General features: G+C 59.5%; 23 protein-coding genes. 12 read left to right on the top strand and 11 right to left on the bottom strand.

Going from position 1 to position 22,317, the window contains the following annotated elements; translation table 11 throughout:
* Window positions 1-266: 266 nt before the first annotated feature.
* Window positions 267-1,541, top strand: a complete 1,275-nt coding sequence (locus ED236_RS07795) for an MFS transporter (protein ID WP_123237389.1) — start codon at window positions 267-269, stop codon at window positions 1,539-1,541.
* Here ED236_RS07795 and ED236_RS07790 read toward each other — a convergent pair.
* The 4 genes from ED236_RS07790 to ED236_RS07775 are packed head-to-tail and all read right to left on the bottom strand — an operon-like array spanning window position 1,486 to window position 3,236.
* Window positions 1,486-1,800 carry a YkgJ family cysteine cluster protein gene (locus tag ED236_RS07790; RefSeq protein WP_123237388.1) on the bottom strand — a complete coding sequence of 105 codons (315 nt, stop codon included), beginning with the start codon at window positions 1,798-1,800 and terminating at the stop codon, window positions 1,486-1,488. The genes ED236_RS07795 and ED236_RS07790 overlap by 56 nt on opposite strands.
* A complete protein-coding gene (locus tag ED236_RS07785; protein ID WP_123237387.1) occupies window positions 1,797-2,570 on the bottom strand; it encodes a competence/damage-inducible protein A in 774 nt (257 codons plus the stop codon). The genes ED236_RS07790 and ED236_RS07785 overlap by 4 nt, the downstream gene beginning before the upstream one ends.
* 17 nt (window positions 2,571-2,587) lie before the next feature.
* Window positions 2,588-2,953, bottom strand: coding sequence for a HepT-like ribonuclease domain-containing protein (locus tag ED236_RS07780; protein ID WP_240032073.1), 366 nt, complete (start codon window positions 2,951-2,953; stop codon window positions 2,588-2,590).
* Entirely contained in the window at window positions 2,946-3,236 is a 291-nt protein-coding gene (locus ED236_RS07775) for a nucleotidyltransferase family protein (RefSeq protein WP_123237385.1), read from the bottom strand. The genes ED236_RS07780 and ED236_RS07775 overlap by 8 nt, the downstream gene beginning before the upstream one ends.
* 246 nt (window positions 3,237-3,482) lie before the next feature.
* Here ED236_RS07775 and ED236_RS07770 point away from each other — a divergent pair, with 246 nt between their 5' ends.
* Entirely contained in the window at window positions 3,483-3,791 is a 309-nt protein-coding gene (locus tag ED236_RS07770) for a (2Fe-2S)-binding protein (protein ID WP_123237384.1), read from the top strand.
* Window positions 3,792-3,907: 116 nt separating this feature from the next.
* Here the strand turns inward: ED236_RS07770 and polA are convergent, their stop codons facing one another.
* The gene (polA, locus tag ED236_RS07765) at window positions 3,908-6,661 is read right to left on the bottom strand and encodes a DNA polymerase I (RefSeq protein WP_123237383.1); all 2,754 of its coding nucleotides are present in this window, start codon (window positions 6,659-6,661) and stop codon (window positions 3,908-3,910) included.
* Between the two features lie 34 nt (window positions 6,662-6,695).
* Between polA and ED236_RS07760 the strand changes: the two genes are divergently transcribed.
* The 4 genes from ED236_RS07760 (at window position 6,696) to ED236_RS07745 (ending at window position 9,672) form a co-directional block, all read left to right on the top strand.
* Window positions 6,696-7,424, top strand: a complete 729-nt coding sequence (locus ED236_RS07760) for an LOG family protein (RefSeq protein ID WP_123237382.1) — start codon at window positions 6,696-6,698, stop codon at window positions 7,422-7,424.
* Window positions 7,425-7,500: 76 nt separating this feature from the next.
* Complete coding sequence (locus ED236_RS07755) at window positions 7,501-7,845, top strand: DUF2782 domain-containing protein (RefSeq protein WP_123237381.1); 345 nt, start codon at window positions 7,501-7,503, stop codon at window positions 7,843-7,845.
* Window positions 7,846-7,921: 76 nt separating this feature from the next.
* The gene (gene thrB / locus ED236_RS07750; protein WP_123237380.1) at window positions 7,922-8,857 is read left to right on the top strand and encodes a homoserine kinase; all 936 of its coding nucleotides are present in this window, start codon (window positions 7,922-7,924) and stop codon (window positions 8,855-8,857) included.
* A gap of 38 nt (window positions 8,858-8,895) precedes the next feature.
* Window positions 8,896-9,672, top strand: a complete 777-nt coding sequence (locus tag ED236_RS07745; protein ID WP_123237379.1) for a BPSS1780 family membrane protein — start codon at window positions 8,896-8,898, stop codon at window positions 9,670-9,672.
* Between the two features lie 80 nt (window positions 9,673-9,752).
* Here the strand turns inward: ED236_RS07745 and ED236_RS07740 are convergent, their stop codons facing one another.
* From ED236_RS07740 to ED236_RS07730, 3 genes are all read right to left on the bottom strand, one after another.
* Window positions 9,753-11,963 (bottom strand): UvrD-helicase domain-containing protein, encoded by a 2,211-nt coding sequence (locus ED236_RS07740; protein ID WP_123237378.1) that lies wholly within the window; start codon window positions 11,961-11,963, stop codon window positions 9,753-9,755.
* Window positions 11,964-12,295: 332 nt separating this feature from the next.
* Window positions 12,296-13,930 (bottom strand): chaperonin GroEL, encoded by a 1,635-nt coding sequence (groL, locus tag ED236_RS07735; RefSeq protein ID WP_123237377.1) that lies wholly within the window; start codon window positions 13,928-13,930, stop codon window positions 12,296-12,298.
* Window positions 13,931-14,026: 96 nt separating this feature from the next.
* Complete coding sequence (locus ED236_RS07730) at window positions 14,027-14,317, bottom strand: co-chaperone GroES (RefSeq protein WP_123237376.1); 291 nt, start codon at window positions 14,315-14,317, stop codon at window positions 14,027-14,029.
* A 583-nt stretch (window positions 14,318-14,900) separates the two neighbouring features.
* Here ED236_RS07730 and ED236_RS07725 point away from each other — a divergent pair.
* The 6 genes from ED236_RS07725 (at window position 14,901) to ED236_RS07700 (ending at window position 19,691) form a co-directional block, all read left to right on the top strand.
* On the top strand, window positions 14,901-15,308 hold the full coding sequence (locus tag ED236_RS07725) for a GreA/GreB family elongation factor (protein WP_205125657.1): 408 nt from the start codon (window positions 14,901-14,903) through the stop codon (window positions 15,306-15,308).
* 183 nt (window positions 15,309-15,491) lie between these two features.
* Complete coding sequence (locus ED236_RS07720) at window positions 15,492-16,805, top strand: adenosylmethionine--8-amino-7-oxononanoate transaminase (protein ID WP_123237375.1); 1,314 nt, start codon at window positions 15,492-15,494, stop codon at window positions 16,803-16,805.
* Complete coding sequence (gene dacB / locus ED236_RS07715; RefSeq protein ID WP_123237374.1) at window positions 16,796-18,244, top strand: D-alanyl-D-alanine carboxypeptidase/D-alanyl-D-alanine endopeptidase; 1,449 nt, start codon at window positions 16,796-16,798, stop codon at window positions 18,242-18,244. Before ED236_RS07720 ends, dacB begins: the two co-directional genes overlap by 10 nt.
* 135 nt (window positions 18,245-18,379) lie before the next feature.
* Entirely contained in the window at window positions 18,380-18,841 is a 462-nt protein-coding gene (locus ED236_RS07710; protein WP_193726079.1) for an FKBP-type peptidyl-prolyl cis-trans isomerase, read from the top strand.
* A 2-nt stretch (window positions 18,842-18,843) separates the two neighbouring features.
* Window positions 18,844-19,266 (top strand): OsmC family protein, encoded by a 423-nt coding sequence (locus ED236_RS07705; RefSeq protein ID WP_123237373.1) that lies wholly within the window; start codon window positions 18,844-18,846, stop codon window positions 19,264-19,266.
* A complete protein-coding gene (locus ED236_RS07700; RefSeq protein WP_240032072.1) occupies window positions 19,266-19,691 on the top strand; it encodes a VOC family protein in 426 nt (141 codons plus the stop codon). The genes ED236_RS07705 and ED236_RS07700 overlap by 1 nt, the downstream gene beginning before the upstream one ends.
* A gap of 39 nt (window positions 19,692-19,730) precedes the next feature.
* Here ED236_RS07700 and ED236_RS07695 read toward each other — a convergent pair whose 3' ends face one another.
* The 3 genes from ED236_RS07695 to ED236_RS07685 all read right to left on the bottom strand — a co-directional run bounded on the left by ED236_RS07695 (window position 19,731) and on the right by ED236_RS07685 (window position 22,248).
* The gene (locus ED236_RS07695) at window positions 19,731-20,048 is read right to left on the bottom strand and encodes a DUF2322 family protein (protein WP_123237372.1); all 318 of its coding nucleotides are present in this window, start codon (window positions 20,046-20,048) and stop codon (window positions 19,731-19,733) included.
* Window positions 20,049-20,173: 125 nt separating this feature from the next.
* Window positions 20,174-20,797 carry a 2-polyprenyl-3-methyl-6-methoxy-1,4-benzoquinone monooxygenase gene (gene coq7 / locus ED236_RS07690; RefSeq protein WP_123237371.1) on the bottom strand — a complete coding sequence of 208 codons (624 nt, stop codon included), beginning with the start codon at window positions 20,795-20,797 and terminating at the stop codon, window positions 20,174-20,176.
* Window positions 20,798-20,802: 5 nt separating this feature from the next.
* Complete coding sequence (locus ED236_RS07685) at window positions 20,803-22,248, bottom strand: S41 family peptidase (protein ID WP_123237370.1); 1,446 nt, start codon at window positions 22,246-22,248, stop codon at window positions 20,803-20,805.
* Window positions 22,249-22,317: the final 69 nt, after the last annotated feature.

Raw genomic sequence — 22,317 nt, 5'->3', positions numbered from 1 at the left:
GTGCTTATTTTATATGCAATCGTGCTGGCTAGGAAACAATTCTGTCAGCGTTTATAGCGCTGTGTACGGTGGGCCTGCTGCATGTTGTGTACGCGTACAACAGGTGGCGGCAATACGATTTTTTGCGATGCACTCGCAGGCTGTGTTTTTTGCGACGCACCTGCGGGCTCTATTTTTTCCGTCGCGCCTGCGAGCTCTATGTCAGACTGATGCAACGTCCTCGTCATGGGAGCATCGTCTTGACTACAGCTTCACCTCTAGCCGCTATGAAGCCAGCCGCACCATCCACAGCGCACATCGCATTTGCCAGTTTCATCGGTACGGCCATCGAGTTCTACGACTTTTACATCTACGCCATGGCCGCCGCGCTGGTGATCGGTCAGGTATTCTTTCCGCAGAGCGACCCCACCGCGCAGGCGCTCAATGCCTTTCTGACCTTTGGCCTGGCCTTCATCGCACGGCCGCTGGGCGCCATTCTGTTCGGCCATTTTGGAGACCGCATCGGACGCAAGGCCACGCTGGCCGCCTCCTTGCTGGTGATGGGCGTCTCCACGCTGTTGATCGGCCTGCTGCCCGGCTACGATAGCTGGGGCGTGTGGGCGCCCATCGCGCTGTGTGTGCTGCGTTTCGGCCAGGGGTTGGGCCTGGGTGGTGAGTGGGGTGGTGCGGCCTTGCTGGCGACCGAGCATGCGCCTGCGGATAAGCGCGGCTGGTTCGGCATGTTCCCGCAGTTGGGTCCGTCGGTCGGCTTCCTGCTGGCGACACTGAGTTTTCTGGCGCTGGCCAGCCTGCTCAGCGCAGCCGAATTCAAGCAGTGGGGCTGGCGTCTGCCTTTCCTGGCCAGTGCCCTGCTGGTGATGGTGGGCTTGTATGTGCGTTTTCAGCTCACCGAGACGCCCGCCTTTGCGGCAGCATTGGCCAGCAAGCAGACCCATCGTGCGCCGTTGTGGCCTTTGCTCCAGCAGCATTGGCGCCGCATCCTGCTGGGCGCGCTGGCCATGGGGGTGTGCTACAACCTGTTCTATACCGCCACGGTGTTCTGTCTGAGTTACGGTACCAGCAGCTTGCAGATCCCGCGGACTGACTTTTTGTGGATGTTGACCGTGGCAGTGCTGTGCATGGCGCTGGTGACGCCCTTGTCTGCAGGCTTGAGTGACCGTTTCGGCCGACGGCCGGTGTTGATGCTGAGCTGTGCTGCTGCGGTGTTGCTGGGCTTTGCGCTGGAACCGCTGATGACCAGCGGTTCCCCAGCGCTGGTGCTGTTGTTTCTGTCGCTGGCCTTGTTGCTGATGGGGGCGACCTTTGCGCCCATGGGCGCTTATCTGCCTGAACAATTCCCGGTGGCGGTGCGCTATAGCGGGGCCGGGCTGGCCTACAACCTGGGCGGTATCCTTGGTGCCTCCATTGCGCCGTTTGTGTCGCAGCTGCTGGCTAACTATGGTGGTTTGGCGCTAGTGGGTGCTTACATGTCGGTGATGGCAGCGATCAGTGGTCTGGCTGTGTATGCCATGCAGGAGACAGCGGCGGCTCCGGGCGGGTGAGTGCTTCCAGACGCCCCAGCCAGTGCAGGGCATGCTGGCGGTCTGGCCCGCACATCTCGGTACTGGCTTGTAGCCCGCCACAGAACGCTGGCCGCTCCGGCTTGCCGAACAAGGCACAGCGCCTATCCTCCAGCAGTTGCACGCACGGTACGCCAGCAGGTTTTCCTTCCGGCATGCCCGGGATGGGGCTGGTGATGGAGGGCGCAATACAGCAGGCCCCGCAGCCGGTGCGGCAAGTGACGCTGGACAAGCTGCTCATGTGCTCAGCGCATGCCACTCAAAGCCTGCGCTGCTGACACCGTGGCAGATCATGTTCATGGCGTCAGCCACCTTACTGGCCTGACCTTTGACACCCAGCTCGATGGTGCGGCGTACATCCAGCTTGGGCAGGCTGAACAGCTTGAGATCTGGAAATTGATTGACCACGGCGTTCATCAGGTCGATGAGCTGACTTTCACCGGCATCGAACACCAGAATGGAGGCTTCAGCATGGTCGCGCTGGTGGAATAGTTGAGCGTAGTGTGTATCCAGCACCCATTCCATCATCGGCCAGGCCATCTCCGGGAAGCCGGGCAGAAAATAATGGCTGCCTACCGAGAACCCGGCCACGCGGTTGACCGGGTTGGGGATCAGGCTGGCACCTTGCGGGAAATCTGCCATCAGCACACGCTTGGGATAAGCCGCATCGCCAAAACGTGCTTCGATCTCGGCGACCGCACCCGCATGACGTTCTATGGGCACGCCCAGTGCAGCAGCGGCCGACTGGCGCGTGAAATCGTCTGGCGTGGCACCGATGCCGCCAAAGCTGAACACGATGTCGCTGGTGGCCAACGAGCGCTGTAACGCCGCCGTGATGCGTGCTGGTTCGTCCCCCAGATAGACTGCCCAGGAAAGCGACAGGCCGCGTGCGCCCAGTGTTTCGATAACTCGACTGAGGTGTTTGTCCTGACGTTTGCCGGACAGTATCTCGTCGCCGATGATGTAAGCGCCAATGATGTAAGTGCCTAAGTAGGGCGAGTGGGATGACATGGTGAGCTGAGAAAATGCTAAAAGTTAATAGTGTTTAGCTGCCGGATGAGGGCAGGGATATCGGTTTTGATAATGCTCCACAGCGTGTCATTATCGATACCAAGATAGCCATGTATCAGTCGGTTTCGGGTGGCAATGACAGTGCGCCACGGGATGTTCTCATGCTGGGCGCGTACCGAAAGTGGAATATGCGTTGCTGCTTCGCCGATGAGTTCCAGATTGCGGACCGTGGCATCGTAATTCAGACCGCTGACCACAAACTCGGATTGACCCATACCTTGCGTGTATAGCTCGACTTTCTCCGCAAACGCCATCATATCGGCGATATAAAAACGCCATTCTCGGTCTGGCCCGGCGTGCGGATTTGCGATTTTCTCAGACACGAATCGCTTCGCGTTCGATATAAGGCCGCAACTCTTTGCGCAGCGCTTTATGAGTGACCAGATCAACGGGCTTGTCCAACAAATCCTCAAGATAGAACTGCACGCCAAAGTAGCGTTCTGAAGATGCAGGCCCATCGAAATCGACCAGAATGTCAATATCGCTATGCTCGGTGGCCTCGTTACGTGCGGTGGAGCCGAACAATGCCAACTGACTGACGCCAAACCGTTGTGTCAGGATGCTTTTGTGCTTCTTCAGCAATTCAATGGCGAGGCTTTTGTTCATTGCATCAAGTGTATCAATAGTGGGTGGTTTGCGCTTGATTTGAGTAAGGACTACGTTAAAACGACTACGTGCCTATGTTGACCATGTGGCATCGATTCGGGTTCGCTGCTGTTGCTAATGCCCCCTCTAAAAGGTTTTGCGCGCTTTTCGTTGTGTGTGGCTATTCCAGCAACACGGCTGGCCTTAAAATGAATGCTCAACTGGTTAACCAGCATATTCAAATATCCATTTTCAAATATCTATTGCATGGCTGACGATCAAAAGAACCCTGACGACGAAGTGTTGTGCTATTGCAGCGGCACCAGACGCGGCCAGATACGCGAGCTGTTCCTGGGCGGCCGCGACATGGACGGCATCTCGCGCTGGACGGGGGCGCTGAGTGGTTGCGGCGGCTGCGAGTGGGACATAGGCGTCTATCTGGAAGAGCTGGCCCAGGCGACCGAAGCAGCTGCTAGCGCATCCGCAGCCACGGATGTGGCCGCCAGTTGTGGCGGGTCAGCGAAGGATGATGTCGCCAGCCAGTGTGGTGAGTCGCCTAGTAGCAATAATAGATAGCAGTAATAGATAGCAGTAGTAGTTAGCGTCAATCACTGGCATCAACACCTGGACCACGCTCGCTGAGCCCGAGCGGATGTGCACTGATGTTCAGCAGGCTCTGCTGCCATCCCGTTCTAGTGCGCTTCTTCCCAGTTGCTGCCTATGCCCACTTCCGCGAGTAGCGGCACGTCCAGCTTGGCCACGTCCTGCATCAGTAGCGGCAGCGTGTGCTTGACCAGCTCCAGTTCGGCATCCGGCACTTCCAGCACCAGTTCATCGTGCACCTGCATGATGAGCTTGGTGCTGAGTTGCGCGGATTCCAGCCAGCCTTGCACGGCAATCATAGCCAGTTTGATCAGGTCGGCAGCGGTGCCCTGCATGGGCGCGTTGATGGCGGCGCGCTCGGCACCGGCACGGCGCATGCCGTTCGGGCTGTTGATCTCCGGCACCCACAATCGGCGGCCGAACAGGGTTTCCACATAACCCTGCGCCTTGGCTTGTTCGCGCGTGTTCTGCATGTAGTCACGCACGCCGGGGTAGCGCGCGAAATAGCGTTCGATGTAGCTCGCGGCGGCACTGCGATCGATGTTGAGGTTCTGCGCCAGCCCGAAGGCGGACATGCCGTAGATCAGCCCGAAGTTGATCACTTTGGCATAGCGGCGCTGCTCGTGATCGACGGCGCTGCGTTCCACGCCGAAGATCTCGGCGGCGGTGGCGCGGTGGATATCCTCACCGGCCGCGAAGGCGGCCAGCAGACCGGCGTCCTGTGACAGGTGCGCCATGATGCGCAGCTCGATCTGCGAATAGTCGGCCGAAACGATGACGCTGCCCGGCGCGGCGACGAAGGCTTCGCGGATGCGGCGACCTTCTGCGGTGCGCACAGGGATGTTCTGCAGATTGGGGTCCGAGCTGGCCAGGCGGCCGGTGACGGCCACGGCCTGGCTGTAGCTGGTATGCACGCGGCCGGTGGCCGGGTTGACCATGCGTGGCAGCTTGTCGGTGTAGGTGGACTTCAGTTTGGCCATGCCGCGATGTTCTAGGATCACCTTGGGCAGGGCGTGGTCCAGCGCCAGTTCCTGCAGTACATCTTCGTCGGTAGACGGCGCACCGCTCGGTGTCTTTTTCAGCGGCTTGATGCCCAGTTTGCCGAACAGGATCTCCTGCAGCTGTTTGGGTGAGCCCAGGTTGAAGGGCTGGCCTGCCAGCGCATGCGCCTGCTGTTCCAGCTCCTGCAGCCTGATGCCCAGTTCGTGGCTTTGGCGGCCCAGCATGGCCGCATCGATGAGCACGCCGTTGCGTTCGATCTTGAACAGGATGCCGGACACCGGCAGCTCGATATCGCGGTACACATGTTCCAGCTTGGCATCGCTGGCGATCTGCGGGTACAGCGTTTGGTGTAGCTGCAGGGTGATGTCGGCATCTTCCGCGGCATATTCGCTGGCCTGTTCCAGCGCCACCTGATTGAAGCCGATCTGCTTGGCGCCTTTGCCGGCTACCTCTTCGAAGCTGATGGTCTGGACGCCCAGATGGCGCATGGCCAGATCGTCCATGCCATGACTACGGTGGCTTTCCAGCACATAGGATTGCAGCAGCGTGTCGTGCGCGATGCCGTTCAGCGCGATGCCATGATTGGCCAGCACATGCTGGTCATATTTGAGGTTCTGGCCGACTTTTTTGATCGCCGGGTCTTCAAGGATGAGACGCACCTGAGCCAGCGTGGTCTCCAAGTCCAGTTGCTGCGGCACCCCGGCATAGTCATGGGTGAGTGGCAGGTAAGCGGCTTCGCCAGCCACGGTGGCGAAGGACATGCCGACCAGCCTGGCCTGCAGGGGGTCCAGCGACGTGGTTTCGGTATCGAAACAGAACAGCGGCGCCGCACGCAGCTTGTCCAGCCAGCGCTGCAACTCGGCTTCGCTCAGCAAGGTGTCATAGTGGCGTGTGGTGACGGCGCTGGCCGCGAACAGGTCCCCGCTGCCTTCGGCAGGCAGGGGGCTGGCGGCTGCCACTTTGGGTGGGCTGGGCTGACTTAGCTCCAGCTCGCGGCGCAGCGTCTTGAACTCAAAACGGTCGAACAGGCGGATCAGGGTGTCTTTGTCCTGCGTGCGTGGTGCCAGGTCGCTGAGATGTTCACGTATGCCCACATCACAGCGGATGGTGATCAGCGCACGTGCGGTCGGCAGCCATTCCAGCGCTTTGCGCAGATTTTCACCGACCACACCGCTGATCTCGTCGGCATGCGCGATGATGTTGTCCAGCGAGCCATATTGCTTGAGCCATTTGACTGCGGTCTTGGGGCCGACCTTTTCCACGCCGGGCACATTGTCCGAGCTGTCGCCGATGAGGATCAGGTAATCCACGATGAGCGCAGGCGGCACGCCAAACTTGGCTTCCACACCGGCTTCGTCCAGCACTTCATCGGTCTTGCGGAAGGCGTCGCGCATGGTGTTGATCACGGTGACCTGTGGGCTGACCAGTTGCGAGATGTCCTTGTCGCCCGTGGAGATGATCACGCGCATGCCTTCGCGTTCAGCCTGCCTGGCCAGTGCACCGATCACGTCATCGGCTTCCACACCGTCTTCCACGATCAGCGGCCAACCCATGGCCTTGATGGCTTCGTGCAGCGGGGCGATCTGCAGGCGCAGGTCATCCGGCATGGCAGCGCGGTTGGCTTTGTATTGCGGGTAGATGTCGTCGCGGAAGGTTTTGCCCTTGGCATCGAACACGCAGGCGCTATAATCGGCCGGATAGTCCTTGTGCAGGCGGCGCAGCATGTTGAGCACGCCCTGGATGGCCCCGGTCGGCTCGTTGTGTGCATTGCGCAGGTCCGGCATGGCATGGAAGGCTCGGTACAGATAGGACGAGCCATCAACCAGTAACAAGGTTTTCATTTTGAAGATTTTCTATTGATTGGATAACCACCGCATGAGCGTCGCCAGCAAGCTGCCCAAGATCACGGATATCGAAATATTGAACGCCCAGCCTTCCGCACGCGAATCCTGGCATGCCTTCGAGATTATGGCAGAATTCGTGGATGCCACGGAACGCCTCAAGCAGATCACGCCTGCGGTCTCCATCTTCGGCAGCGCCCGCACCCCGCCTGACCATCCTTATTACCAGCTGACGGAACAGATCGCGCGTCTGTTGTCAGACGCCGGGTTCAGTGTCATCTCCGGTGGTGGTCCTGGCATCATGGAAGCGGCCAACAAAGGCGCGTTCCATGGCAAATCGCCCAGCATAGGCCTCAATATCGAGCTGCCGCATGAGCAAAAGGGCAACGATTACCAGGACGTCAGCCAGAATTTCAAACACTTTTTCATGCGCAAGGTGATGTTCGTCAAGAACGCCTCGGCTTATGTGGTGATGCCGGGTGGTTTTGGTACGCTGGACGAACTCATGGAAGCCTTGACGCTGATCCAGACCGGCAAGACGCGCAAGATCCCCATCATTCTGGTGTGCTCGGCGTTCTGGCAGGGCATGCTGGACTGGTTCCGCAGTGCCTTGATCGCCGAAGGCATGGCATCGCCCGAGGATATGGACCTGATCCAGGTGATCGATGAGCCGAAAAACGTGGTGGAAGCCATCTTCAAGCATTACGAGACACGCGGTTTCGAGCCCTCGCCCAGCGAGCGCCAGATCCAGCTTTATTTGTAGCTTTTTGCCAGTGGCTGCCCCAGTGCGGACGGCTTTTTGCTAAACTCAGTCCATTAACCGTAGATTTGGATCTGTCATGCGCCTGATTCGCTGCTTGCTGTTGCTCGCTACCGTGCTGCCTGTGCTGGCCTATGCAGGTGGTCAACCGCCTGTGCTGGAACCACTGCCTGAACCGCCTCCACCGCCAGCTGGCATGGAGCTGGACCCGAATGCAGAGCCGGAAGTGACCATCATCCAGAAGGGTGAGGATACCGTAGAGGAATACCGTATCAACGGTGAGCTGTACATGCAGAAGATCACACCAGCCGGTGGCAAAAAGCCCTATTACCTGCTGAAAGAGGATCAGGAGGGCGGCTGGTCACGCATGGACGGCCCCAACCCGCCGCTGGTCATCCCCAAGTGGGTCATCTTCAATTTTTGAGTTAGTTCATCAAGAGGGCGCATCGCCCTCTTGATGTTTCATGCCTTTCTTCTATCGTTACCTTTCCTGAACATCCATGTCCGTTTTCACCACCGTCACCTCTGATCAATTGCAGCACTGGCTCAAGGATTTCTCGCTGGGCGAGCTGTTGACGCTGCAGGGCATCGCCGCGGGCATCACCAATACCAATTACTTCGTCACCACCACGCAGGGGCGCTATGTGCTGACCCTGTTCGAAAAGAACACGCTGGACGAACTGCCGTTCTTCCTGGACCTGATGACCCACCTGGCCGAGCGGGGCGTGTTGTGTCCGCACCCGGTGGCGCGTTCCGATGGCGGCAAGCTGGGCCTGCTTAACGGAAAACCAGCCGCGCTGGTGAGTTGTTTGACGGGACGTGATGTGGAATCTGCCACGCTGGGGCAATGTGCTGCCGTCGGGCGCGCGCTGGGCCAGATGCACCTGGCTGGGCAGGGCTTTCCTGCCAGCATGGTCAACCCGCGTGGCGATGCCTGGCGCGATGCCACGGCGGCGCAGGTGCGCAGCAAATTACAAGTTGCCGACCAGGCCTTGCTGGACAGCGTGCTGAGCGCCATGCCGTCTTTTGCCGATCTGCCTCAGGGGGTGATCCATGCTGACCTGTTCCGCGACAACGTGCTGTTCGATGGCGAACAGTTGGGCGGCATCATCGACTTTTACTATGCCTGTGACGACGCCTTGCTGTATGACCTGGCCATCGCCGTCAATGACTGGTGCGTGCAGCCCGACGGCACGCCGGATCTGCCGCGTCAGGCCGCCCTGCTGGAGGCCTACCGTGGCGTGCGCACGCTGACCCGCGAGGAATGTGCAGCCTGGCCGGCCATGCTGCGCCGTGCGGCCCTGCGTTTCTGGCTATCGCGCTTGTACGATCTGCATTTTCCGCAATCAGGCGAACTGACGCACGCCAAAGACCCGCAGCATTTCCGCCGCATCCTGCAAGTGCGCATGGATGGCCACACGCCGCTCACCGCATGAGCCGCATGACAGAACGACCTTGAGAAAGAACCTGTGCCATGAAGTTACCCCTCAGCATTAAAACCGGCCTCAACTGGGTGATCGCCAGCCTGTATCTGTTCGGGCGTTACCCTGGCAAGTGGCTGGGCCTCGCGCTGGCTTATGTGGTGCTGTTCCTGATGTTGCCCACAGTGATGCCCAGCTTGCTGAGCCTGGTGCTGATGATGTTCTGGCCGGTGTTCCTGGCGCTGGCGATGGGCTTGCTGCGCGAGGCCGCCGCCGGGCGCGAGACGCCGTTACGTGAATTGTTCGAGCAGATCAAACCCAATTTCGGCCGCCTGCTGAGCTTGGGTGGCGCTTGTCTGGTGTATGGCACGCTGGTCGGTTTTCTAACCGGCGACGAGTTACAACGCCTGACCGATCTGCTGCAACAGACCGGCCCCGAGGCGATGATGCCGGACCTGACCCCGCTGCTGCTCAAAGTGATGCTGCTGTTGGTGCCCTTGCTGATGGCCACCTGGTTCGCGCCCATGTTGATCGCTTACCAGGGGCATAGCTTGCTGAATGCGCTGGGGCAGAGTCTGTGGGCCAGCTGGCGTTTCATGATCCCGCTGGGCGCGGCCTGGCTGGTGCTGACCTTGATGCTGACGGCGGTGATGTTGCTGGTAGGTGGCCTGGTGGCGCTGCTGAGCTTGTTGTCGTCTGCGCTGGGCACGCTGATCATGAGTCTGGCCCTGCTGGGTTGCATGCTGTCGGTCACCAGTCTGATGCTGGCGATCCAGTATTTCAGCTACCGTGGTGTGTTTGAAACGCCACTGATTGAGGCTGGCAAATAAGACCGTCAGCCTTGCGCTGCTGACTGCCTTAGTAGCCTTGTTGTTGACGGCCTGCCAGCTTGCAAGCAGGCCTCTGGCAATTAAACCGCTTCCAGCTTGGCATATTCCAGTGCCAGCCACTTCAGGCCTTCGCGGCCAAAATTGACCTGCACGCGCATGTCGTTGGCATTGCCTTCGTAACTTACCACCACGCCCTGACCGAACTTGGCATGCGCGACCGACTGACCTATCTTCCAGGGCATCGCACTCTTTTGTTCTTGACTGGTTTTGCTCATCACCTTGGGCATGGCGTTGTAATCCTGCCCGTAGCCGGAGCGCGCGACTGGTTTGGCATTCAGGCGCTTGATCAGCTCATCCGGGATCTCGTCCAGAAAGCGCGACGGAATGCCGTAGCGCACCTGACCGTGCAGCAGACGGCTTTGTGCATAGCTCAAATACAAACGCTGGCGCGCACGCGTCACCGCCACATACATCAGGCGACGTTCTTCTTCCAGCCCGGCCGCTTCATACAGGCTCTGCTCATGCGGGCACAGGCCTTCTTCCAGCCCGCTGATGAACACCACCTTGAATTCCAGGCCTTTGGCAGCGTGCACCGTCATCAACTGCAAGGCTTCGCGCCCGGCCTCGGCCTGATGCTCGCCAGCCTCCAGGCTGGCATGGGTGAGGAACTGCGTGAGCAGTGACTGTGCCACTTCGCCGTTCTCGTCCACCTGCACGCCTATCTCCTGATTGGTGAACGCCACGGCCGCGTTGATCAGCTCATCCAGGTTGGCGATGCGGTCTTCGCCTTCTTTTTCGCTTTGATAGAAGGTGCGCAGGCCGGACAGCCCGGTCGCCAGCTCCGCCACTTCCGGCAGCGTGATGCCTATGGCCTCTTCCTGCATCTGCTTCACCAGCGCCACAAAGCCCGGAATGCCCTTGGCCTTGATAGCGTCGCCCTTGCCTGCGGCTTGTAGCGCGGCTTGCCAGAGACTGCCACCCTGGCTGCGCGCGGTTTCCTGCAATTGTTCCAGGCTGCGTGCGCCTATGCCGCGGGTAGGGAAGTTGATCACCCGCAACAGCGCAGTGTCGTCATGCGGGTTGGCGATCAGCCGCATGTAAGCCAGCGCATGCTTGATCTCGGCACGTTCAAAGAAGCGCAGGCCACCGTAGACGCGGTAGGGCAGGTTGGCCGAGAACAGCGCATGTTCCAGCACGCGGGACTGCGCATTGGAGCGGTACAGCAGCGCCACTTCGCCCAGGCCATGGCCTTCGGCATGCAGCGATTTGACCTCGTCGACAATGAAGTTGGCCTCGTCGATGTCGTTATAGGCCTCGTAGACGCGCACCGGCTCGCCCTTGCCAGCGGCGGTCCACAGGTTCTTGCCCAGACGGTTGCGGTTGTGGGTGATGATGGCGTTGGCGGCATCCAGGATATTGCTGTAGGAGCGGTAGTTCTGCTCCAGCTTGACGATGCTCTGCACTGCGAAATCCCGCTCGAAATCGCGCATATTGCCGACGCGCGCGCCGCGGAAGGCGTAGATGGACTGGTCGTCGTCGCCCACCGCAAAAATGCAGTTGCGCCCGCTGGCCTGCTGCTCGCCTGCCAGCAGCTTCAGCCACAGGTATTGCAGGCGGTTGGTATCCTGGAACTCGTCCACCAGGATGTATTTGAAACGGCTTTGATAATGCTGGCGTATCGTGCTGTCGCGGCTCAGCAGCTCGTAGCAGCGCAGCAGCAGCTCGGCGAAATCCACCACCCCTTCGCGCTGGCACTGCTTGTCATATTCCTCGAAGATCTCGCGCATGCGTTGCGAGTGGGCGTCATAGGCCTCCACCGCATGCGCGCGCAGCCCTTCTTCCTTGCAACTGTTGATGTAACCCATCACCTGCTTGGGCGGGTATTTCTCATCATCCACGTTCATCGCCTTCATGAGGCGCTTGATCGCAGACAGTTGGTCGGCGGTGTCAAAGATCTGGAAGGTGGCAGGCAGCTGCGCCTCGCGGTGGTGGGCGCGCAGCAAGCGGTTGCACAGCCCGTGGAAGGTGCCTACCCACATGCCGCGTGTGTTGATGGGCAGCATGCTGGTCAGCCGCGTCAGCATCTCCTTGGCGGCCTTGTTGGTGAAGGTCACCGCCAGCAAGCCCAGCGGCGATACCTGACCGGTCTGTATCAGCCAGGCGATACGCGTGGTCAGCACGCGGGTCTTGCCGCTGCCAGCGCCAGCGAGGATCAGTGCGGATTGATGGGGAAGGGTGACCGCTTCGAGTTGTTTGTCGTTGAGGCCGTCGAGCAAAGTGGATGCATTCATGCCGTGATTATCGCAGGTCGGGCTGGGGATGAGAAATGCAGTTGATGGAACTTGCAGCGGAGCAGGCTGGTCACAGAAGCAGACGATGAAACATCGTCTCCTGCTTTTCCTCCCTGAGCAGGAAGCTTCAGTAATGAAGCTTTATTACCCCGATTTTATCCCCTTTAATCGGGGTTTTTTTTGCCCGTCGTGTATGGGGCGCCCAACAAAAAGCCCCGCACTTGGCGGGGCTTTTCGTTTATTGCGACTTCAGGTGTGACAGGTCGGTCAAGACCAGTTGCATCATGCCGCGCCATTGATTGCGATGGTCGGCAAGATGATGCAATTCAAAACTACATCATGCCGCCCATGCCACCCATGTCGCCACCCGGCATTGCCGGTGCGTCATCCTTAGGCAGTTCGGCGATCATGCAGTCGGTGGTCAGCATCAGGCCAGCCACGGAAGCCGCGTTCTGCAGTGCGGAACGGGTGACCTTGGTTGGGTCCAGCACGCCCATCTCCACCATGTCGCCATAGGTTTCGTTGGCGGCGTTGTAGCCGTAGTTGCCCTTGCCGGCTGCCACGGTGTTGACCACCACGGATGGCTCAGCACCGGCGTTGGCGACGATCTGGCGCAGTGGTTCTTCCACAGCGCGCAGCACGATCTTCACGCCAGCTTCCTGGTCCAGGTTGTCGCCCTTGACCTTCTCGATAGCGGCACGTGCACGGATCAGTGCAACACCGCCGCCAGCGACGATGCCTTCTTCAACCGCAGCACGGGTAGCGTGCAGTGCATCTTCAACGCGAGCCTTCTTTTCCTTCATTTCGATCTCGGTGGTCGCGCCGACCTTGATCACGGCCACGCCGCCTGCCAGCTTGGCGACACGTTCTTGCAGCTTTTCCTTGTCGTAATCGCTGGTCGCATCGGCAGCTTGCTTCTTGATCTGGTCGATACGGGACTTGATGTTGGCTTCAACACCGGCACCGTCGATGATGATGGTGTTTTCTTTGCCCACTTCGATACGCTTGGCTTGACCCAGGTCTTCCAGCTTGACGTTCTCCAGCTTGAGGCCCAGTTCTTCCGCGATCACGGTACCGTTGGTCAGGATGGCGATGTCTTCCAGCATGGCTTTGCGACGGTCACCGAAACCAGGTGCCTTGACGGCGCAGGTCTTGAGGATGCCACGGATGTTGTTGACCACCAGGGTAGCCAGTGCTTCGCCGTCGATATCTTCAGCGATGATCAGCAGTGGACGGCCAGCCTTGGCCACTTGTTCCAGCGTAGGCAGCAGGTCACGGATGTTGGAGATCTTCTTGTCGAACAGCAGGACAAAGGGGTTGTCCAGCAGCGCGATCTGACGATCCGGATTGTTGATGAAGTAAGGGGACAGGTAACCGCGGTCGAACTGCATGCCTTCTACGACGTCCAGTTCGCTTTCCAGGCCGGAACCGTCTTCAACGGTGATCACGCCTTCTTTACCTACCTTGTCCATCGCATCGGCAATGATCTGGCCGATGGAGGTGTCGGAGTTGGCAGAGATGGAGCCAACCTGAGCGATTTCCTTGCTGGTGGTACATGGCTTGCTCATGACCTTCAGTTCGGCCACGGCAGCGGCAACAGCCTTGTCGATGCCACGCTTCAGGTCCATCGGGTTCATGCCGGCGGCAACGGACTTCATGCCTTCGCGGATGATGGCTTGTGCCAGTACGGTGGCGGTGGTGGTGCCGTCACCGGCGGTGTCGGAGGTCTTGGAAGCGACTTCCTTGACCATTTGTGCGCCCATGTTCTCGAACTTGTCCTTCAGTTCGACTTCCTTGGCGACGGAGACGCCGTCCTTGGTGATGGTAGGGGCGCCGAAAGAGCGCTCCAGCACGACGTTACGGCCTTTAGGGCCCAGGGTCACTTTTACTGCGTTGGCAAGAATGTTCACGCCATTGGTCATTTTTTGGCGGACTTCATCGCCGAAACGTACGTCTTTAGCTGCCATGTTGAATCTCCTAATACGATTTGTTCAGATTGACCATTGTCAGGTCTGGTTTAAAGCGGCTAGCCGCTTACAGGCTCAATATCTGGCGTGAAGGACTTAGCCCTCGACTACGCCCATCAGATCTTCTTCGCGCATCACCAGCACTTCAGCGCCGTCAACCTTGACGGTCTGGCCAGCGTATTTGCCGAACAGCACCTTGTCGCCGACCTTCACATCCAGTGCGATGAGCTTGCCGCTGTCGTCTTTTTTGCCTGGACCAACAGCGAGGATCTCGCCTTGATCCGGCTTCTCGGCGGCGGTGTCAGGGATGACGATACCGGAAGCGGTGGTACGGACTTCTTCGAGGCGCTTGACGATAACGCGGTCATGCAGAGGACGAATTTTCATGAGTTGATCTCCTGATTTGTTGGACAACGAATTGTTCTTGGCGCGAATGCAACTGGCCTCTGGTGCCTTGCGATCCAGCGCGCTGTTAGCACTCACGCTTACAGAGTGCTAATGATAGGGACAGGTTCACTGTTTTTCAAGAGCTGATTTTCAAGAATTGAACGGGTTGATATGGGAAATGAAGCCGATGACTCAGCAACCCCGGCGGCTTTCGCCTGCAAAAGGGCGTCACTGGTCCGGCTCGACTATGGTTTGAGTCTGGGGTTTGAGTCTGGGTACCCTGCCGTCAGGGTGGCTGCTTAACGCCGCGCTCGGTTGACAAGCACAGCGTTAAAGGCTTAAATCGGCCCATGTTCTCCCTGCACAAACATCATCCTGAATGCAATGCGTCCCACGGCGTCGCGGATGTTTGTTGCCCACAATCCGTCGCGCTTGAAAGAACCCTTCTTTCCGCCGCAGACCTCCCAGCCCGTCGATAATCACTACTTTTAGCGCAACAGATCATCGCCGGGCCTAAGCCAGGCGCGATCTTTGACATGGTATGCCGTCAAGCGCGGCATCGTGTCGAGCTGAAAGAGACCATATGTTGAATACCACCCTCAGTAACACCGAGCGCATGCTCACCGAGATTGATTATTTCCGTCTATCCAAGCTGGACAAGCTTTCTTATCCGATCGAACTGGAAGATGGCCTGGATGCTGCCGAGGTGGTTGATTCTGCCGAGATCCCGGACGATGTCGTCACCATGAACTCGCTGTTCGTGATTGCGGATGACACCACAGGCCATCGCACGCAGCTGCGGCTTTGCTACCCTGGGAATGCGGCACCAGCGCAGGGGAATATCTCTGTGCTGTCGCCTGCTGGCGCCAGCATGTTAGGTTTACGCTGCGGCGCGATCGCGTCCTGGCGCTCCCTGCAGGGAGAAGTGCGCTTTGCCCGTATCGTCGAACTGCTGTTCCAGCCGGAAGCGGCCGGGGATTACAGCCTGTAGCCGTGCCTTGTCTGGCTTCAGTCTCAGCCTAAGTCCCAGCCTAAGTCCCAGCCTCAGTCTCAGCGCAGCGGGCTGGGGCCGCGTCGGCGTGTGCTCAACAGCAGCGGAGGGCGCTGTGCATTCCCTAGGCAGGCGCGACCGCGATGCGCTAGCATGTCAGTAGACAAGGATAGATACCGAAACATGCAGACTCTTAACAATCAGACTTTGCTGCAACGCAGCCTGCAGGCCGTTTGGCACCCATGCACGCAGATGAAGCAGCATGAATCCCTGCCGCTGGTGCCGATCCGGCGCGGTGAGGGGGTGTGGCTGTACGATTTTGACGGCCAGCGTTATCTGGACGGCGTCAGCTCCTGGTGGGTGAACCTGTTCGGGCATAATCATCCGCGCATCAAGGCGGCTATCACGGCGCAGCTGGATACGCTGGAGCATGTGATTCTGGCCGGTTTTACGCATGAGCCTGTGGTGCAGCTGTCGGAGCGTCTGGCCAGGCTGACCGGCCTGGGTCATGCGTTTTATGGTTCGGATGGCGCGTCTGCCATCGAGATCGCGCTCAAGATGAGTTTCCATTACTGGCGCAATCAGGGTCGGCCCGGCAAGACCGAATTCCTCAGCCTGCAGCAGAGTTATCACGGGGAGACGCTGGGCGCGCTCTCGGTCACCGATGTGGCCATCTTCAAGGACACCTATGCGCCGCTGTTGCGGCACAGCACGCACATGCCCAGCCCGGACGCCAGGCTGGCCGAAGTGGGTGAATCGGCGGCCGATTACGCCAGGCGCTGCGCGGCGGCTGTGGATGCGCACCTGGCGCAGCATCACGCCAGTATCGCGGCGCTGGTGGTGGAGCCGCTGGTGCAGTGCGCGGCCGGCATGGCCATGTACGACCCACTGTATCTGCAGCTGGTGCGTGCTTCCTGCGACCGTTATGGCGTGCATCTGATCGCAGACGAGATCGCCGTGGGCTTCGGCCGCACCGGCACCCTGTTCGCTTGTGAGCAGGCCGCAATCCTGCCCGACTTCATGACGCTGTCCAAAGGCATCACCGGCGGTTATCTGCCCTTGTCGGTGACGTTGACGCGCGACAGCATCTATCAAGCTTTTTATGACGACAGCACGGCACGTGGCTTTCTGCATTCGCATAGTTACACCGGTAATGCGCTGGCTTGCAGTGCCGCGCTGGCGACGCTGGATATCTTTGCCGAGCAGGATGTGCTGGCCGACAATGCCAAAACGGCTACCATAATCAATGCACGCCTGACCCGCTACGCGAACCTGCCGATCCGCCATTTGCGCCATCGCGGCATGATTTGGGCCTTCGATGTGGAGAGCGCCACGCCAGGTTTCGCACAGCGTTTTTATCTGGAGGCCTTGAAGCGCGGCCTGCTGCTGCGGCCGATCGGAAACACGGTGTATTTCATGCCACCTTATGTGTTGAACGAGGACGAGATCGACTTCCTCATCACGCAGACCTATCAGGCGGTGCTCGCATGCGCTTAAGCGTTTATTGTTTGATCGGCCTCCTGTTGGTGGCGCTCAGCAGCCTTGCACATGCCGAGTTACCCGCCCCCGTGCTGCGTGCCTTGCAGGCAGAAGGCCTGGGGGCGGATGCGCTGTCCGTGTATGTGCAGCGTGTGGATCAGCCTGCGCCTTTGCTGGCGCATCAGGCTGATATCGCGCTGAACCCGGCCTCCACCATGAAGCTGGTGACCACCTATGCCGGGCTGGAACTACTGGGCCCGGCGTATCGCTGGCGCACCGAGATCTACCATGATGGCGTGTTGAAGCAGGGTGTGCTGACGGGCAACCTCATCCTCAAGGGCTATGGCGACCCCAGCATGCGCGTGGAAGATCTGTGGCGCATGCTGTCGCGCTTGCGCCAGCAGGGCGTGCAGCGCATAGACGGTGATCTGTTGCTGGACAGCAGCTATTTCGCCAGCACCAATGCGGGTCCGGCCGCTTTTGATGGTGAGCCGTACCGGGCTTATAACGCCACGCCAGCTGCGCTGGTGATGGACCTCAAAGCCACTGGCATCCAGTTGCAGGCGGATGCCGTGACGCAGCAAGTGCTGCTGCGTGCCGAGCCCGACCCGAACAGTCCGGGCATGACGGCCTTGACCTTGACCAATCAGCTCAAGCTGGTGCGCAGCGCCTGTGGCGACTGGAAAACCCGCCTCGCTTATGACGTGAACGTACGCAGCGATGCGTCCAATGCCCGCGCTGTGGAGTTGGTGCTGCGTGGTGACTACGCGCTGGATTGCGGCGAAAAATGGCTGGACCTGAGTTTTTTCGATGAAGCCAGTCATGGCTACTTTCTGTTCCGGCAATTGTGGCAGCAGCTGGGCGGCAGTTTTGGCGGCAAATTGCGCGTCGGCCTGATGCCAGAGCGTGCGGTGAAACTGCTGGTCAATGAATCGGTGACGCTGGCCGAAGTGGTGCGTGACATCAACAAGTTCAGCAACAACCTGATGGCAAGGCAGCTGCTGTTGACGCTGGCCGCCGAGCAGATCGCCACGCCGGGCACCGAAGCCAACGGTGCACGCGCCGTGCTGTTGTGGCTGCGCAGCAAGGGGCTGGAATTCCCTGAACTGGTGATCGAGAACGGCGCCGGTCTGTCGCGTGTCGAGCGCATCAGTAGCCAGCATCTGGCCTCCCTGTTACTGGCGGCCTATGCCAGCCCGGTGATGCCTGAGCTGATGTCTTCGCTGCCCATCCTGGCTGTGGACGGTACCTTGCGCAAACGCCAAAAGGACAGTGCGGCCTATGGCCGGGCGCACCTCAAGACCGGTTCGCTGAGTAATGTGCGCTCCATCGCGGGATATGTGCTGGACGCTAAAGGTCGGCGCTGGGTGGTGGTGTGCATCAGCAACCATGCCAAGGCGCAGCAGACGCGAGGCGCGCAGGATGTGCTCATCGACTGGTTGTACAGCCAGCCTTAGTCTGGCCGGTGCGGCCGGCAGTCACGGCATCCATGGCAGCGCCTCCTTGATCGCGCCGTCCCTGATAGCCCGTGCGGCGGAACCGATGCCCAATTCGGTTATCATATGCACTCTTAAACTATGCTGGAGTACCCGATGAAACACTCTGTCCTGGCCGTTAGCGTCATGCTGACCGCCATGCTTGCCACCGGGGCTTGCACCGCTGAAAACGCATCTACCAACAAGGAAACCTCTGCCATGAGCAACACCATCACTGAACTGGTCAAGAAAGACACCGTGGTCGGCACCGGCCGCGAAGCCGAGATCGGCTTCAATGTCACCGTGCATTACACCGGCTGGCTGTACGACCCAAGCAAGCCGGACGGCAAGGGTGAGAAGTTCGACAGCTCGGTAGACAGACGTGATCCGTTCATCTTCTATCTGGGCGGTGGTCAGGTCATTCAGGGCTGGGATCAGGGCTTTGCCGGTATGAAGGTCGGTGGCAAGCGCACGCTGATCATTCCCCCCGAGATGGGCTACGGCACTCGCGGTGCGGGCGGCGTGATCCCGCCGAATGCCACGCTGCTGTTCGATGTTGAGCTGCTGGGCGTCAAATAAGCATGAAAGCACGCATCAAATGGGTTGAGAACGTCTGCTTCATGGGCGAATCCGAGACCGGTCATGCGGTGATCCTGGATGGCGCGCCGGAGGCTGGTGGCCGCAATCTGGGCATGCGCCCCATGGAGATGCTGTTGATCGGCATGGGCGCGTGCACCTCGTTCGACGTGGTCACCATCCTCAACAAGGCGCGTCAGCCGGTCACCGACTGCGTGGCCGAAATCACGGCCGAGCGTGCTGACAGCATCCCCAAGGTGTTCACCAAGATCCATGTGCACTTCGTGGTCACCGGGCGTCAGCTCAGTGCCGTGCAAGTGGAGCGTGCTGTGAAACTGTCTGCGGAGAAGTATTGCTCGGCTTCCATCATGCTGGGCAAGGCTGCGGAAGTGACCCACGGCTTCGAGATCGTCGAGGCGGCTGTTTGATGCAAGCGCAGCGTCCGGGTGGCATGCAGGGTCTGCATCATGTGGCCCTGTTCGTGACCGATCTGGACGCCAGTCTGCAGTTCTATCGGGATGTGGTCGGCATGCAGGAGGAATGGCAGCCAGACCCTGACAATATCTACCTCAGTTCAGGTGCGGACAATCTGGCCCTGCATCGTTTGCCTGCAGATGCCGATCTGCAAGGGCAACAGCGGCTGGATCATATCGGGTTCATCATGGCCACCCCGGAGCATGTGGACCAGTGGCATGCGCATCTGCTGGCGCATGGTACGCGCATCGCGCAAGCCCCCAGGACCCATCGTGATGGCGCGCGCAGTCTTTACTGTCTGGACCCATGCGGCAACCTGGTGCAATTCATCTACCACCCCCCCATCTCACCGCTGCTGGCGACCTTGTCGGCGGATTGAAGCGGCTGGCCGCGTTGAAGCGCTGGTCAGCGCAGCGGCTTATTTCAACAGCAAATCCATCCTGATCTCTTTTTGCTCTTCCAGCAGCGTCAGCAAACGATCGATATTGGGATGCTTGCCCGGGTTCATCAGCGCATCGTCGGTGTGCTCGGCATAGATCTCCAGGCCTTCGCGCGCTGCTGCCAGCGTGATACCACCATGTTTCTGGCCCAGGTAATGGTAGACGCGCACCGAACCGGCGCTGCCAGGCTTGTTTTCGATGATGTCGATCAGCATGCCTTGCATGTTCTTGAGATCGATCTGTGCGACATGGTCTACGGTCGGCAGCTTGGCCAGATTTTCAGAGAATGTTGGCATGTAGGGTACTCGTGTTGGTTCGTGTTGATCTGGCACACGGCTTGGCGGCTCATGTGTCGTGGAATGCGTGATGTTGGTTTTGATGCAACTGCGGCGCCTAGGCTACAGTATCCATCGGAATGGTCTTACAAACGGTAGGTGCTGCTGGTCATCAGGCGCGACAGCTGCTGCATGGCATGTTTGAGCGGGGCAGGCAGTTCGGCGGCACCTTGTGCCACTGCCGTGGCCGCATGCTCTGCTTCATCTGCGCGCATCGCGGCCACGATGGCACGGCTCTTTTCATCCGCTGCAGGCAAGGTTTGCAGATGCTGCTCCAGATGTGCGCCTACCTGGCGTTCGGTCTCGGCCAGAAAGCCCAGATTCCATTTGTCGCCCAGCACGCCAGCCAGCGCCCCCATGGCAAACGAGCCACCATAGAACACGGGGTTGAGCAGGCTGGTGCGGCCACCCAGTTGCTTGATGCGTTGTTCGCACCAGGCCAGATGCTCGGTTTCTTCACGCGCCGCCTGTTTTAGTGCCGCGACGGTCTTGCCATCACGCGCGGTGAGTGCCTGGCCGCTGTACAAGGCCTGGGCACACACTTCCCCGGTGTGGTTCACCCGCATCAGCGCCGCTGCGTGGCGTTTCTCGGCGTCAGACAAGCTGCCCTCCGTCACTTGGGCATCCGGATGTGGACGCCCGCTGTGCGGGGTGGCCAGCAGGGTGCGCAGGCCGTTATCGAATTGCGTGATCAGTTGATCCAGCAGCATGGCGATCAGTTGGCCGCCGCCTGCTTCTTTTGCAGGATCTGCAGGCCCTTGAGCAGGTTGAGTGCCTGGTTCAACTGGTAATCCGACTTGGAGCCGAATTCAGCCGGACCGGTAGCGGCAGCAGCGTCAGCGCCTGGCTTCTTAGGCGCATCGGCTTCTGGCTTGGCGGCTGGCTCAGCGGGTGCAGCCGGGGCTGCTGGCGCAGCAGGTTCTGCTTCCGTCTCCTTGGGATTGGAGAGGTGGTGGTTCAGATCTGCCTCGCGCAAGCCAACCGCCGCCTGGCCACCAGTCAGCGTGCTTTCTTCGACCAGGATATCCGGCACGATCCCCTTGGCCTGGATGGAGCGACCCTTGGGCGTGAAGTAGCGTGCGGTGGTCAGCTTGATCGCCGTGCCGTTGTTCATCGGCAGGATGGTTTGTACCGAACCCTTGCCGAAGCTCTGGGTGCCCATGATCACTGCGCGCTTGTGATCCTGCAGGGCGCCTGCCACGATCTCGGACGCCGAAGCCGAACCGCCATTCACCAGCACCACCATGGGCACGGTCTTGAAGTCGGCAGGCAGGTCACGCAGGTAGTCGTCCTTGGGGCCGCCGCGCACATAATCCTGTGGCGTGGCAGACAGGCGCATCTTGGCATCTTCGGTGCGGCCCTCGGTGTACACCACCAGCTCATTCTTGGGCAGGAAAGCAGCAGATACCCCAACAGCAGCATTCAGCAGGCCGCCCGGGTTGTTACGCATGTCCAGCACCAGACCTTGCAGCTTGCCCTTGTTCTCGGTGGCCAGTGCCTTCAGGGCCGTGGCCAGATCCTGACCGGTATGTTCCTGGAACTGGGTGATGCGCACATACCCGTAGTTGGCTTCCACCAGCTTGGGCTTGATGCTCTTGGTCTTGATCACGGCGCGGGCGATCTTGAAGATGAGTGGCTTGGGTTCGTTCTTGCGCGCCACGGTCAGCACGATCACGCTGTCCGGTTTGCCGCGCATGCGCTTGACCGCGTCGTTGAGGGTCAGGCCTTTGACTGGCGTGTCATCCAGTTTGATGATGAGGTCACCGGCCTTGATGCCGGCCTTGTAGGCAGGCGTGTCTTCGATGGGCGACACCACTTTGACGAAGCCATCTTCCATGCCCACTTCGATGCCCAGTCCGCCGAACTCGCCCTGGGTGCCTGCTTGCAGGTCCTTGAAGCCGTCAGCGTCCAGATAGGCCGAGTGCGGATCCAGGCCAGTCAGCATACCGTTGATGGCTTCGGTAATCAGCTTCTTGTCTTCGATGGGTTCTACATAGTCACTTTTGATCTTGCCGAAGATCTCGGCGAAGGTGCGCAGGTCATCCAGCGGCAGCTGTGGTTTGCTGTCTTTTTCGGCAATCGCCGAATAATTCAGACTGATCATCACACCCAGAACGGCACCCATGCCGATCAGACCGAACTTTTCAAATTTTCCGCGCATGTGCGAGGTTTCCTCATCTAACGTGCTGTGAAATGGCTAATGCTGCTATGTTACGCATTTTCCGCTATT

The organism is Pseudomethylobacillus aquaticus (genome assembly GCF_003730115.1).
GTDB classification, from domain to species: Bacteria; Pseudomonadota; Gammaproteobacteria; order Burkholderiales; family Methylophilaceae; genus Pseudomethylobacillus; species Pseudomethylobacillus aquaticus.
The sequence above is the reverse complement of the archived record's forward strand: the minus strand, read 5'-3'. Positions and strand labels throughout refer to the sequence as shown.

What these genes read in the sequence shown, in the direction of transcription:
- ED236_RS07700 (WP_240032072.1), top strand. Translation starts at nt 19,266, where the DNA reads ATGCAAGCGCAGCGTCCGGGTGGCATGCAGGGTCTGCATCATGTGGCC.
- polA (WP_123237383.1), bottom strand. Translation starts at nt 6,661, where the DNA reads ATGAAAACCTTGTTACTGGTTGATGGCTCGTCCTATCTGTACCGAGCC.
- ED236_RS07730 (WP_123237376.1), bottom strand. Translation starts at nt 14,317, where the DNA reads ATGAAAATTCGTCCTCTGCATGACCGCGTTATCGTCAAGCGCCTCGAA.
- ED236_RS07685 (WP_123237370.1), bottom strand. Translation starts at nt 22,248, where the DNA reads ATGCGCGGAAAATTTGAAAAGTTCGGTCTGATCGGCATGGGTGCCGTT.
- ED236_RS07775 (WP_123237385.1), bottom strand. Translation starts at nt 3,236, where the DNA reads ATGAACAAAAGCCTCGCCATTGAATTGCTGAAGAAGCACAAAAGCATC.
- ED236_RS07770 (WP_123237384.1), top strand. Translation starts at nt 3,483, where the DNA reads ATGGCTGACGATCAAAAGAACCCTGACGACGAAGTGTTGTGCTATTGC.
- ED236_RS07740 (WP_123237378.1), bottom strand. Translation starts at nt 11,963, where the DNA reads ATGAATGCATCCACTTTGCTCGACGGCCTCAACGACAAACAACTCGAA.
- ED236_RS07725 (WP_205125657.1), top strand. Translation starts at nt 14,901, where the DNA reads ATGTTGAATACCACCCTCAGTAACACCGAGCGCATGCTCACCGAGATT.
- ED236_RS07785 (WP_123237387.1), bottom strand. Translation starts at nt 2,570, where the DNA reads ATGTCATCCCACTCGCCCTACTTAGGCACTTACATCATTGGCGCTTAC.
- ED236_RS07760 (WP_123237382.1), top strand. Translation starts at nt 6,696, where the DNA reads ATGAGCGTCGCCAGCAAGCTGCCCAAGATCACGGATATCGAAATATTG.
- groL (WP_123237377.1), bottom strand. Translation starts at nt 13,930, where the DNA reads ATGGCAGCTAAAGACGTACGTTTCGGCGATGAAGTCCGCCAAAAAATG.
- ED236_RS07710 (WP_193726079.1), top strand. Translation starts at nt 18,380, where the DNA reads ATGAAACACTCTGTCCTGGCCGTTAGCGTCATGCTGACCGCCATGCTT.
- ED236_RS07705 (WP_123237373.1), top strand. Translation starts at nt 18,844, where the DNA reads ATGAAAGCACGCATCAAATGGGTTGAGAACGTCTGCTTCATGGGCGAA.
- coq7 (WP_123237371.1), bottom strand. Translation starts at nt 20,797, where the DNA reads ATGCTGCTGGATCAACTGATCACGCAATTCGATAACGGCCTGCGCACC.
- ED236_RS07755 (WP_123237381.1), top strand. Translation starts at nt 7,501, where the DNA reads ATGCGCCTGATTCGCTGCTTGCTGTTGCTCGCTACCGTGCTGCCTGTG.
- ED236_RS07745 (WP_123237379.1), top strand. Translation starts at nt 8,896, where the DNA reads ATGAAGTTACCCCTCAGCATTAAAACCGGCCTCAACTGGGTGATCGCC.
- ED236_RS07790 (WP_123237388.1), bottom strand. Translation starts at nt 1,800, where the DNA reads ATGAGCAGCTTGTCCAGCGTCACTTGCCGCACCGGCTGCGGGGCCTGC.
- thrB (WP_123237380.1), top strand. Translation starts at nt 7,922, where the DNA reads ATGTCCGTTTTCACCACCGTCACCTCTGATCAATTGCAGCACTGGCTC.
- ED236_RS07720 (WP_123237375.1), top strand. Translation starts at nt 15,492, where the DNA reads ATGCAGACTCTTAACAATCAGACTTTGCTGCAACGCAGCCTGCAGGCC.
- ED236_RS07695 (WP_123237372.1), bottom strand. Translation starts at nt 20,048, where the DNA reads ATGCCAACATTCTCTGAAAATCTGGCCAAGCTGCCGACCGTAGACCAT.
- dacB (WP_123237374.1), top strand. Translation starts at nt 16,796, where the DNA reads ATGCGCTTAAGCGTTTATTGTTTGATCGGCCTCCTGTTGGTGGCGCTC.
- ED236_RS07795 (WP_123237389.1), top strand. Translation starts at nt 267, where the DNA reads ATGAAGCCAGCCGCACCATCCACAGCGCACATCGCATTTGCCAGTTTC.